Raw genomic sequence first — 11,544 nt, forward strand, 5'->3', positions numbered from 1 at the left:
GATCGCCGCTGCCCTGAGGGCAGCGGCCAAACAACACTATCGCTAGGTATCTGCGTCAGCGTCGGCAGCCAGTTGCCGTGCCACGATAGACACAACCTCCCAGGCCGCCGCCCGCTCGGCTTCGGTGCTGTCTTCGTGGTACCGCTTGGTGGCGCCGTACTGGTTCAACACCATGTGGCGCGTGGGCTCCACACCCACGCGGGCCAGGCAAGCCCTGGTGCACGCCAGCACGCAGCCATCCAATGCCAGAATGGGCCGCCCGCTGCGCGCCCGCTTCACCAGCATGGGCACGCCTCCACCCACGCCGCTGATGCACGACATTTCCGCCGCGTCCTCGTGATCCAGCCGCACGGCCAGGTAATTGGCCAGCTGCGCCACACTGGAACAGCCCGAACACGAATAGACCAGGGGCAGGGTCGGGTCAGGTGCGTTCATGGTGTCAGGCCTCCCCGCCTACGCGTCGCAGCCAGCCGGGCCGTTCGGTGGCGTCCAGCCAGTTTTTCACGATCAGCCCCAGCTCGGTATCGCCGGCGATGCGCAGGCGGCGCTGGAAAAACAAGGTGTCGGCATCCGAAGTGCCCCGCAGCAATGCCGCGAAATCACTCAGCGAGGCCCCCAGCTCGAGATCGACATCGGCAGCCCACAACGGCCGGAAGCGACCCTGCCGGCAGGTGAAGCAGCTGCGCAGCCCCAGGTCTTCGACCTTGATGGCAAAGCGCTTGCCTTCGATTTCCGTGGGTGGCTGCAACCACTTGAAGTGGCGGGCGATTTCCAGGCCCAGCGCGAAATGCGCCGAGACCAGGGGGGCTGGCAGCAGGCGGTCAAGGCGCGACAACATGGCGGTAATGCGGTTCATGGTTGGGTTTCCAGATAATCGATGCCGGCCTTGCCGTGCCAATAGCCGTTGCAGCGGCCGATGCCCTCGGGCGGGGCTACCGGCTGCGGCGGCAAGCCCTGGCGTATGTGGTCGAGTGCGGCCACGGCCTGCAAGGTATTCTGCGACTGCGGGCTGACGCGCAACACGTCGACGCCCATGGCGGCGAGTTCGCGGGCCTGGTCCAGAAGATCCAGGCATGCCGCTGATTGGGTCTGGATACCGTTGAATGCCAGGAACTGCTGCCCTTCGCGTGTTTGCACGGGCAGGCCGTCGGGATGCTCGATGCAGCGGAACTCGCAGGCGTCTTTTTTCAGGCGGAAATGGCGCGCGGTGAAGCATCGGGCCGAAAAGGCCAACGGCAGGCGGCCCCACACCATGACTTCGGCCTGCAGGCCCGGCGGCCGCTCTTGCAACAGGCATTGCAGTGTGTCGCGATCCATTTCAACCGGCACCACGACGCGCAAGGCGCCTTGCGCGGCCAGCCAGGCCAGCGTGTCGCCATGGTACGCGTTGATATGCGGCCCCGCCACGAAATGGCGCCCCTTCAGGTGGCGCAGCGCGCCGACCTCGCCGGCCTCGAGCAGGAAGTCGTCGTGTTCGCACAGGCGCCGCAAGGCATGCGCGTCGGCGCTGGTTTCGATGAGGGTCTGGCTGGACAACACCACCGTTTTCCCCGCGTCGCGCAATGCGCGGGCGAGCTCCAGCCAGTCGGCCGCGCGCAGTTCGTGGCGGCGGCTACAGACGGTTTCGCCCACGTAGACGATGTCGACGGGGCTATCGATGGCGGCGGCGTAGAAATCCAGCACGGTGCGCCGGGGCCAGTAGTACAGCAGCGGGCCCAGTGAAATCTGATAAGGCATGAGAGTCATTTCCAGGGACGGTCGAAGGCGCCTTGCGTGACCTGGGCCCCTTCGGCATGGCGGGCCAACGCGGCCAGCCAGTCGGGCTTGACCGAATAGCGCGCCGCGTCGGCGTGCACGGCGTCCAGCGCCGCGCGCAAGGTGGCAACCACCTGGCCGACATACGCGGGGCTGCGCTGGCGCCCTTCGATCTTGACGGCCGACACGCCCATGGCGTGAATGGCCGGCAGCAGCCCCAGCGCATTGAGGCTGGCGGGCTCTTCGATGGCATAGTCGGCCTGGCCCCCGACTTCGAAACGGCCCTTGCACAAGGTGGGATAGGCGGCTGGCTCGCCCTGCACATAACGGTCGATCAGGATGCCGTTCAGGCGGGCGTCAAGGCCGCTTTCGGTTTCGTACCAGCGCACGGCATGGGCCGGCGAACATACGCCCTTGTTGTTGGGCGAATCGCCCGTGGCATATGACGACAGCAGGCAACGGCCTTCGGCCATGACGCACAGGCTGCCGAAACCGAAGACTTCGATCTCGACCGAAGTCTGGGCGCAGATTTTGCCGATTTCGGCCATGGTGAGCACCCGCGGCAGCACGACGCGGCTGATGCCGAACTGCTCGCGCATCAGTTCGATGGCATCGACATGGGTGGCCGAGCCCTGTACCGACATGTGCAGGCGCAGGCCCGGATAGCGGTCGCGCGTGTAGGCCATGAGACCGGGGTCGGCCATGATGACGGCGTCGGCCTGCAGGGCGTGGGCCGCGTCGACGGCGGCGCGCCATTCGTGGGTGCGGCCGGCCTGCGGGAAGGTGTTGATGGCGAACAGAACCCGGCGCCCCATGGCATGGGCCAGGTCGATGCCGGCGCGGACGTCGGTTTCGGTGAAGTTCAGGCCGGCGAAGTTGCGGGCGTTTGTGGCGTTTTTCAGGCCCAGGTATACGGCGTCGGCGCCGGCGTTCAGGGCAGCTTTCAGGGCGGCCAGGCTGCCGGCGGGAGCCACCAGGTCTAGAGCAGAGGTGCGCGTTTCCATGCGGCAGTGTAGGAGTCAGTCCTACTCTTTCGCCTTGTCACAGATCAAGGCCTGCCGGCCGGCTCCGCCACGCCGCGGCCGGCCGCGAACCCCGGCCTGCTCAATAGCCGCGATCGCGCGCGACCATGCCCGTCAGCGGCTCACCGCGCATGAAACGGCTGATCTTGTCGGCCACCTGGGCGATTGTTTCGCGCCGCAGGCTCAGGGCCGCCACGTGGGGCGTGATAGTGACGCGCGGATGACGCCAGAATGGATGATCGGCGGGCAGCGGCTCCTGGCGGAATACATCCAGAGTGGCCCCGTGCATATGGCCGGATTCGAGCAGGGCCAGCAGGTCTTCTTCCACCAGGTGCTGGCCGCGGCCCATGTTCACCAGATAGGACTGCGGCTGCAATTGCTGCAGGGTGTCGCGGCGCAGAATGTCGCGGGTCTCTTCGGTAAGGGGCAAGGTATTGATCAGCACGCGAGTGCGCGCCAGGAATTCCGGCAGCCGCTCGACCCCGGCAAAGCCCTGCACGCCAGCCGGCACCTTGCCGCTGCGCGACCACCCGGCCACCGGGTAGTCCAGCGCCGCCAGCGTCTGCGCAACGCGTGTGCCCATCACCCCGGTGCCCAGCACACCGATGGGCCACTGCGTGCGGTCGAGTTCAGGCAAGGGTTGCCACACCCCCGCCCGTTGCTGCGCGGCATAGTCGTCCAGCTGCCGGCTGGCGCGCACCACGGCCCAGACAGCATATTCGGCCATCTGCACGGCCATGCCGGCGTCTTCCAGCCGCACAATGGGCAGGTCGGCGGGCAGCGAAGGCAGCTTGAACAGGGCATCGACGCCCGCGCCCAGATTGAACACCGCGCGCAACTTTCGCTCGCGCTCGAACAACTCGGCCGGGGGGCCCCACACCACTGCGACGTCCGCCTCCTGCACCGGCAGATCAGGCCTCCACAGCACGACCTCGGCGCCGGGCAGCGCCGCGGCCAGCGGGTCGATCCATTCGTGCGGCGTGATTTCGTGGCTGGAGGCAAAGACGATTTTCATGGCGGATGATGTCGGGTCTGTAGGGGTGAATACGGCCGGGCGGCGGACGGGCGGCCGCCTGCCGCGCTCTGATGATGATATAACAGGCTCAATCGGCGGCCGGCGCACTGCCTCCGCCCACTTTCCAGGCCAGGCCCATGACCACACTGAACGATACCCAGCTGCGCGATGTGCAATACCAGCTGCATCCCTACACCAATGCCGTGGCGCACCAGCGCACCGGCCCGATCGTGATCGACCGCGGCGAAGGCGTGTATGTCTACGATGACCAGGGCCGCCAGTACCTGGAAGGCATGGCCGGCCTGTGGAGCGTGGCGGTCGGCTTCGGCGAGCAGCGGCTGGTCGACGCGGCCGCGCGCCAGCTGCAGAAGCTGCCGTACTACCACACCTTCACGCACAAATCGCATGCGCCGGCCATCGAACTGGCCGAACGCCTGGTAGGCTACACGGGCGGACGCATGGCCAAGGCCTTTTTCACCAACTCCGGCTCGGAAGCCAACGATACCGTCATCAAGCTGGTGTGGTACTACAACAATGCGCTGGGCCGTCCCGACAAGAAAAAGATTATTGCGCGCCAGCGCGGCTATCACGGCGTGACGGTGGCGTCGGCCAGCCTGACCGGCCTGGCCGGCAACCATAAAGATTTCGACCTGCCGCTGGCGCGCATCCTGCACACGGCATGCCCCCACCACTACCGCAACGGGCTGCCCGGCGAATCCGAGGAAGACTACGCCACCCGGCTGGCCGGCGAGCTCGAGGCCCTGATCCTGAACGAAGGGCCGGACACGATCGCCGCCTTCATCGGCGAGCCGGTCATGGGTGCCGGCGGCGTGATCGTGCCGCCGCACACCTATTGGCAGAAAATCCAGGCCGTGTGCCGCAAATATGATGTGCTGGTCATTGCCGACGAGGTCATCACCGGCTTCGGGCGCCTGGGCCAGCGATTCGGCAGCGACGTCCTGGGCATCGAGCCCGACATCATGGTGCTGTCCAAGCAGATCACCTCGTCATACCAGCCACTGGGCGCGGTGCTGCTGAACGCCAAGGTGGCCGATGCCGTGGCCGCCCACAGCGGCCGGCTGGGCACTTTCGGGCACGGTTATACCGCCAGCGGCCACCCCGTAGCCACCGCCGTGGCCCTGGAAAACCTGGCCATCATCGATGAGCGCGGCCTGATCGAGCACGCAGCCGAGATGGGACAGCTGCTGCAACAGGAACTGCGCGCCCTGGCGGATCACCCGCTGGTCGGCGAGGTACGCGGCCTGGGCCTGATTGCCGGCGTCGAACTGGTGGCAGACAAGGCCAGCCGCCGCCCGTTCGACCCGCTGGGCAAGGCCGGCGCGCATGCCTACGAACGGGCGCACGCGCACGGCCTGATCGTGCGCGGCATCCAGGATACGGTGGCATTCTGCCCGCCGCTGATCATCGAAGCCGCCCAAGTCCGCGACATGGTGCGGCGCTTCGCCGCGACACTGGACGACGTCAGTGCCTTCGTGGGCTAGCGCCGCCGCGATCCCAGCAGCGAACCGAGCACGCCCCGCACGAGCTGGCGCGCCAGCGTGCGAACCGTGCTCTTGGCCACCGACTGCACCACGCCGTCGCGCCGGCCGCCTCGCGGGCCGGTAGACCCGAACAGCACATCGTTCAGCTCGCCCATCAGGCCGCCGGATTCCTCGGCGCCGGCAGAACCCTTGGACGAACCGTCCGCGGTTTTCGAGCGGCCGGCGGGCGCCGCTGCATCCGGCGCGTCGGCGGAGGCGCGGGCGCTCAGCACCTCGTAGGCAGACTCGCGGTCCACCGTCTGGGCGTACTTGCCCACCATGGCGGCGTCCTGCAGCGCCTTGCGCTCGGCGTCCGTGGCGGGGCCGATGCGGCTGCCCGGCGGCAGTATCCAGGCCCGCTCGGTGGGGGCCGGCCGCCCCTTGGCATCCAGCAGCGACACCAGCGCCTCGCCCACGCCCAGCTCGGTGATGGCGCCCTCGATGTCCAGGCCCGGGTTCGGCCGCATGGTCTGCGCCGCGGTCTTGACGGCTTTCTGGTCGCGCGGGGTGAACGCCCGCAGCGCGTGCTGGACCCGGTTGCCCAACTGGCCCAGCACCGAATCCGGGATGTCCAGGGGGTTCTGGGTCACGAAGTACACCCCTACCCCCTTGGAACGCACCAGCCGCACCACCTGCTCGATCTTGTCCAGCAAGGCCTTGGGCGCGTCGTCGAACAGCAGATGCGCCTCGTCGAAGAAAAACACCAGCTTGGGCTGTTCGCGGTCGCCGACTTCCGGCAGTTTCTCGTACAGGTCGGCCAGCAGCCACAGCAGGAACACGCCATACAGCCGCGGCGACTGCATCAGCTTGTCGGCCGCCAGAATATTGACAATGCCCCGGCCCTGCGCATCGGTGCGCATCAGGTCGTTGACATCGAGCATCGGCTCACCGAAAAACTGCTGGGCCCCCTGGGATTCCAGGGTCAGCAGGCTGCGCTGGATGGCGCCGACGGACGCCGAGGACACATTGCCATAGCGGGTCTTGAGCTCGGCCGCCCGGTCGGCCACGTTCTGCAGCATGGCGCGCAGGTCTTTCAGGTCCAGCAGCAACTGGCCTTCGTCGTCGGCCACCCGGAACACCAGCGTCAGCACCCCTTCCTGGGTGTCGTTGAGCTCCAGCATGCGCGACAGCAGCAAGGGCCCCATGTCGGATACCGTGGCCCGCACGGGCAGCCCCTGCTCGCCGAACACGTCCCACAATACCGTCGGGCTGGCGCCCCAGGCCGGCTCGGGCAGGGCCAGGGTCTGCAGGCGCTCCTGCAGCTTGGGCGAGGCGGCCCCTGCCTGGGAAATACCGGTCAGGTCGCCCTTGACGTCGGCCATGAATACGGGGGTGCCGATGCGCGAAAATGCCTCGGCCAGCACTTGTAACGTGACGGTCTTGCCCGTGCCCGTGGCGCCGGTAATGCATCCGTGGCGGTTGGCCAGCGCGGGCAGCAGGGCCAGCTGGGCCTTGGCGTTCTGGGCGACGATGATGGGATCGGGCATGGCGGCTCTCCAGGCGGCGCGAAAAATGGTGCCACAAGTGTATTGCGTGCGCTGCCGGTTGTGGACACAAACCCGCACATCCGAAAACGTAGCCCGCCCAACCACGGTAAAATGCCCGTTTTGCGTATATCACTTCTGGGACATCATGGCCGGACACAGCAAATGGGCCAATATCCAGCACCGCAAGGGCCGCCAGGACGCCAAGCGGGGCAAGCTCTGGACCAAAATCATTCGTGAGATCACCGTGGCGGCGCGAGCCGGCGGCCCCGACCCGGACAGCAATCCGCGGCTGCGCATGGCCTGGGACAAGGCCACCGACGCCAACATGCCCAAAGACAACGTCCAGCGCGCCATCCAGCGCGGCGCCGGTGGCGCCGATGGCGCCAACTATGAAGAAGTCCGCTACGAAGGCTATGGCGTGGGCGGCGCGGCGGTCATCGTCGACTGCATGACCGACAACCGCACCCGTACCGTGGCCGAAGTCCGGCACGCATTCGCCAAGAACGGCGGCAACCTGGGGCAGGAAGGCTCGGTGGCCTTCATGTTCAAGCACTGCGGCCAATTCGTGTTCGCGCCCGGCACCGCCGAAGACGCCGTCATGGAGGCCGCCCTGGAAGCCGGCGCCGAAGACGTCGCCACCGACGACGAAGGCGTCATCGAAGTCATCTGCGCGCCGACCGACTACGCCGCGGTGCGGCAGGCATTCGAGGCGGCCGGCCTGAAGGCCGAGGTCGAGGGCATCATCATGAAGCCCCAGAACGAAACCGAACTCACCGGCGAAGACGCCGTGAAAATGCAGAAACTGCTCGACGCCCTGGAAGGCCTGGACGACGTACAGGAAGTCTATACCACGGTCGTCTTCGACGAAGCGCAATGACCCCAGCGGCACGGCGGGCTCGCCGTGCCGGCCCCTCGTGCCATGCCTGCGGCGATACGGCGCCATGGCTACTTTAAGAAGCAATAGAACATGAAACTCCTGGTAATCGGCTCCGGCGGCCGCGAACACGCCCTGGCCTGGCGCCTGGCCCGCTCCCCCCGCGTCCACAAGGTTTTCGTGGCGCCGGGCAACGGCGGCACCGAACAAGGCGACCTGCTGCAGAACGTGCCGCTCACCAGCCCCGAAGAACTGGCCGATTTCGTCCAGCGCGAAGGCGTTTCGCTGACAGTAGTCGGCCCCGAGGCGCCCCTGGCGGCCGGCGTGGTCGATGTCTTCCGCGCGCGCGACCTGAAAATCTTCGGCCCCACCAAGGCGGCCGCGCAACTCGAAAGCTCGAAAGACTACGCCAAGTCGTTCATGGTGCGCCACCGCATTCCCACCGCGCGCTACGAAACCTTCACCGACCCGGCCAAGGCACACGCCTACATCGACCAGCAAGGCGCGCCCATCGTCATCAAGGCTGACGGCCTGGCCGCCGGCAAGGGCGTCGTGGTGGCCGCCGATCTCGAGCAGGCTCACGCCGCGGTCGATACCATGCTCGGCGACGGCAGCCTGGGCCAGGCCGGCGCCCGCGTGGTCATCGAAGAATGCCTGGTCGGCGAAGAAGCCAGCTTCATCGTCATGGTCGACGGCCGCAATGTCCTGGCGCTGGCCACCAGCCAGGACCACAAGCGCCTGCAAGACGGCGACGCCGGCCCCAACACGGGCGGCATGGGCGCCTACTCTCCGGCCCCCATCATCACGCCTGAACTGCACCACCGCATCATGCGCGAGATCATCCTGCCCACGGTGCAAGGCATGGCGCGCGACGGCATTCCCTACACCGGTTTCCTCTACGCGGGGCTGATGATCGCGCCCGGCGACGATCCCGACCGCTCCATCAAGACGCTCGAATTCAACTGCCGCATGGGAGACCCGGAAACCCAGCCCATCATGATGCGGGTCAAGAGCGACCTGCTCGATGCGCTGGAGCACGCCGTCGACGGCACGCTCGACCAGGCCGACATCGTCTGGGACCGCCGCACGGCGCTGGGCGTGGTACTGGCCGCGCACAACTATCCCGGCACGCCCCGCAGCGGAGACATCATTGCTCCGCTGCCCGCCGACACCGAAGAATGCGCCATCTTCCACGCCGGCACCCGGCGCGAAGACGACCAGCTCAAGACCTCCGGCGGCCGCGTGCTGTGCGTCACCGCGCTGGGCGATTCGGTGCGCATGGCGCGTGAACGCGCCTATGCCGCGGTCGACGCGGTCCAGTTCGACGGGCGTCAGTACCGCACCGACATCGGCTGGCGGGCGCTCAAGCCTTCGCAACAAAAAGCCAAGCCGCAGGCTTGAAATCGCAGGCGGCCCAATGAGCGCAGTTCCGGTTTCCGACGTCCACGCCTATCTCACGGGCCTGCAGGCAAGCATTGTCCAGGCGCTGGAGCAGGCCGGCGGTGAATCCTTTCGCACCGATACCTGGCAGCGCCCCGAAGGCGGAGGCGGAGTATCGCGGCTGATCGAAGGCGGCCAGTTGCTCGAGCGCGCCGGCGTGCTGTTCAGCCACGTGCACGGCACGCGCCTGCCGCCCTCGGCCAGCGCTCATCGGCCCGAACTCGCGGGCCGATCGTGGCAGGCCATGGGGGTGTCGCTGGTCCTGCATCCGCGCAACCCTCATGTGCCCACCACGCACATGAATGTGCGCATGTTCGTGGCGGCGGCGCGCCCCGGCCATGACGAAAACGATGTCTTCTGGTTCGGCGGCGGGCTCGACCTTACCCCTTATTACGCCTTCGAAGACGACGCCCGCCACTTCCACCAAACCTGCCGCGCGGCGCTCGATCCGCACGGGCCTTCGTATTACCCGCAATACAAGCGCTGGTGCGATGAATACTTCTACCTGAAGCATCGGCAAGAAATGCGCGGTATCGGCGGCATTTTCTTCGACGACCTCAACGAGCCCGGTTTCGACGCCTCGTTCGCCCTGCTGCGTTCGGTGGGCAACGCCTTCCTGCCGGCCTATCTGCCCATCGTGCAGCGCCGCCGCGACACTCCCTATACACAGGCGCAGCGCGATTTCCAGGCCTATCGGCGCGGCCGGTACGTTGAATTCAACCTGGTTTTCGATCGCGGCACATTGTTCGGCCTGCAATCGGGCGGCCGCACCGAGTCCATCCTGCTGTCGATGCCGCCCATGGCGCAGTGGCGCTACGATTGGCAGCCCGCGCCCGGCACCCCGGAAGCCGCGCTGGCGGGCTTCCTGCAACCACGGGATTGGGCGTGAAGCGCATCGGCCTGCTGGGCGGCAGCTTTGACCCGGTGCACCTGGCGCACCTGGCGCTGGCCCGCGCGGCGCTCGACGAACTGCGCCTGGACGCCGTGCAGTTCATTCCGGCGGCCAACCCGTGGCAGCGCGCGCCCCTGCGGGCGGCCGCCGAACACCGCCTGCGCATGATCGAACTGGCCATCGACGGCCACCCCGGACTGTCGGCCAACCCCATCGAACTCGAGCGCGGCGGCGCCACCTATACCATCGACACCCTGCGCGCCCTGCCCGCCGATGCCCGTTATGCGTGGCTGCTGGGCGCGGACCAACTGGCCAATTTCTGCACCTGGCACCAATGGCAGGCCATCGCCGAACGCGTCGACCTGGCGGTGGCAACCCGCCCCGGCGCTCCGCTGGCGCCGCCGGCCGAGCTTGCCGCCTGGCTGGCGGCGCATCGCCGCGGTCTGGCCCAGCTGCCGTTCGCTCCCATGGCGATATCGGCCTCCGACATCCGCAGCCGGCTGGCGCGCGGCGCTTCCACCGCCGGCCTGCTGCCGCCGGCGGTTGCCCGCTATATCGCCCGGCACGGCCTGTACCGCTAGCATCCGCTCTCTGAGCCCAAGCCGCCCTTCCCGGCGGGTTATATTTGCGAACATGGATATACAGAAACTACAACGTGCCGTCATCGACGCCCTGGAAGACGTGAAGGCGCAGGACATCAAGGTCTTCAATACGACCCATCTCACCAGCCTGTTCGACCGCGTGGTCATCGCCAGCGCGACCTCCAACCGGCAGACCCGCGCCCTGGCCGCCAGCGTGGCCGACCGCGGCCGCGCGCTCAAGCTCAGCGGCATCAAGGTCGAAGGCGAAGACACCGGCGAATGGGTGGTAGTCGACCTGGGCGATATCGTGGTGCACATCATGCAGCCGGCCATCCGCCAGTACTACAACCTGGAAGAGATCTGGGGCGACAAGCCGGTGCGCGTCAAGCTGCTGCCGGGCTCGGGCTCGGCGCCCGCCACGGGCGCCCTGGCTGATACCGACGACCCCGACGCCTGATACCGCGTGAAGCTGATCATCATCGCCGTAGGCAATCGCATGCCCGTCTGGGTCGAGACGGCCTGGGACGATTACGCCAAGCGCCTGCCTCCCGACTGCGCGCTGGAGCTGCGGGAAGTGAAACCCGAGCCTCGCACCACCGGCAAAACCCCCGCGCAGATGATGGCCGCCGAAGCACGCCGCATCGAAGCGGCCATTCCCGCGGGCTCGCTGCGGCTGGCCCTGGATGAGCGCGGCCGCGACCTGACCACCATGGCGCTGTCGCAACGGCTGGAGCAATGGCGCGCGGGCGGGCGCGATGTCGTCTTCCTGGTGGGTGGACCCGACGGCCTGGACGATGCCCTGAAACACGCCTGCGACGGCCAGATCCGCCTGTCCTCGCTGACGCTGCCCCATCCGATGGTGCGGGTAGTGCTGGCCGAACAGCTGTACCGAGCCTGGGCCATCCTGGCCAACCATCCCTATCACCGCGCCTGAGTC

Annotated in this window: 13 protein-coding genes; 7 read left to right on the top strand and 6 right to left on the bottom strand. The window is 67.4% G+C overall.

Going from position 1 to position 11,544, the window contains the following annotated elements; translation table 11 throughout:
* Positions 1–42: 42 nt before the first annotated feature.
* From J2P76_RS04490 to J2P76_RS04510, 5 genes are all read right to left on the bottom strand, one after another.
* Complete coding sequence (locus J2P76_RS04490) at positions 43–435, bottom strand: putative zinc-binding protein (protein WP_207404793.1); 393 nt, start codon at positions 433–435, stop codon at positions 43–45.
* A gap of 4 nt (positions 436–439) precedes the next feature.
* Positions 440–856, bottom strand: a complete 417-nt coding sequence (gene ubiT / locus J2P76_RS04495) for a ubiquinone anaerobic biosynthesis accessory factor UbiT (RefSeq protein ID WP_207404795.1) — start codon at positions 854–856, stop codon at positions 440–442.
* Positions 853–1,737: a U32 family peptidase gene (locus tag J2P76_RS04500; RefSeq protein ID WP_207404797.1), complete on the bottom strand. Its 885-nt coding sequence runs from the start codon at positions 1,735–1,737 to the stop codon at positions 853–855. The genes ubiT and J2P76_RS04500 overlap by 4 nt, the downstream gene beginning before the upstream one ends.
* A gap of 5 nt (positions 1,738–1,742) precedes the next feature.
* The gene (ubiU, locus tag J2P76_RS04505; RefSeq protein ID WP_207404799.1) at positions 1,743–2,759 is read right to left on the bottom strand and encodes a ubiquinone anaerobic biosynthesis protein UbiU; all 1,017 of its coding nucleotides are present in this window, start codon (positions 2,757–2,759) and stop codon (positions 1,743–1,745) included.
* Between the two features lie 100 nt (positions 2,760–2,859).
* A complete protein-coding gene (locus J2P76_RS04510; RefSeq protein ID WP_207404801.1) occupies positions 2,860–3,792 on the bottom strand; it encodes a 2-hydroxyacid dehydrogenase in 933 nt (310 codons plus the stop codon).
* A 137-nt stretch (positions 3,793–3,929) separates the two neighbouring features.
* Between J2P76_RS04510 and J2P76_RS04515 the strand changes: the two genes are divergently transcribed.
* Positions 3,930–5,294, top strand: coding sequence for an aspartate aminotransferase family protein (locus J2P76_RS04515; protein ID WP_207404803.1), 1,365 nt, complete (start codon positions 3,930–3,932; stop codon positions 5,292–5,294).
* Here J2P76_RS04515 and J2P76_RS04520 read toward each other — a convergent pair.
* Complete coding sequence (locus tag J2P76_RS04520; RefSeq protein WP_207404805.1) at positions 5,291–6,820, bottom strand: helicase HerA-like domain-containing protein; 1,530 nt, start codon at positions 6,818–6,820, stop codon at positions 5,291–5,293. The genes J2P76_RS04515 and J2P76_RS04520 overlap by 4 nt on opposite strands.
* A gap of 145 nt (positions 6,821–6,965) precedes the next feature.
* Here J2P76_RS04520 and J2P76_RS04525 point away from each other — a divergent pair, with 145 nt between their 5' ends.
* The 6 genes from J2P76_RS04525 to rlmH all read left to right on the top strand — a co-directional run bounded on the left by J2P76_RS04525 (position 6,966) and on the right by rlmH (position 11,541).
* Positions 6,966–7,697 (top strand): YebC/PmpR family DNA-binding transcriptional regulator, encoded by a 732-nt coding sequence (locus tag J2P76_RS04525; protein WP_207404807.1) that lies wholly within the window; start codon positions 6,966–6,968, stop codon positions 7,695–7,697.
* A gap of 90 nt (positions 7,698–7,787) precedes the next feature.
* Positions 7,788–9,095 (top strand): phosphoribosylamine--glycine ligase, encoded by a 1,308-nt coding sequence (gene purD / locus J2P76_RS04530; protein WP_207404809.1) that lies wholly within the window; start codon positions 7,788–7,790, stop codon positions 9,093–9,095.
* A 16-nt stretch (positions 9,096–9,111) separates the two neighbouring features.
* The gene (gene hemF / locus J2P76_RS04535) at positions 9,112–10,023 is read left to right on the top strand and encodes an oxygen-dependent coproporphyrinogen oxidase (RefSeq protein WP_207404811.1); all 912 of its coding nucleotides are present in this window, start codon (positions 9,112–9,114) and stop codon (positions 10,021–10,023) included.
* A complete protein-coding gene (gene nadD, locus J2P76_RS04540; protein ID WP_207404813.1) occupies positions 10,020–10,607 on the top strand; it encodes a nicotinate (nicotinamide) nucleotide adenylyltransferase in 588 nt (195 codons plus the stop codon). The genes hemF and nadD overlap by 4 nt, the downstream gene beginning before the upstream one ends.
* A 52-nt stretch (positions 10,608–10,659) precedes the next feature.
* Entirely contained in the window at positions 10,660–11,064 is a 405-nt protein-coding gene (rsfS, locus tag J2P76_RS04545; RefSeq protein WP_207404815.1) for a ribosome silencing factor, read from the top strand.
* A 6-nt stretch (positions 11,065–11,070) separates the two neighbouring features.
* The gene (gene rlmH / locus J2P76_RS04550; RefSeq protein ID WP_207404817.1) at positions 11,071–11,541 is read left to right on the top strand and encodes a 23S rRNA (pseudouridine(1915)-N(3))-methyltransferase RlmH; all 471 of its coding nucleotides are present in this window, start codon (positions 11,071–11,073) and stop codon (positions 11,539–11,541) included.
* Positions 11,542–11,544: the final 3 nt, after the last annotated feature.

Source organism: Bordetella petrii (assembly GCF_017356245.1).
In the GTDB taxonomy this organism is placed as follows: Bacteria; Pseudomonadota; Gammaproteobacteria; order Burkholderiales; family Burkholderiaceae_B; genus Bordetella_A; species Bordetella_A petrii_D.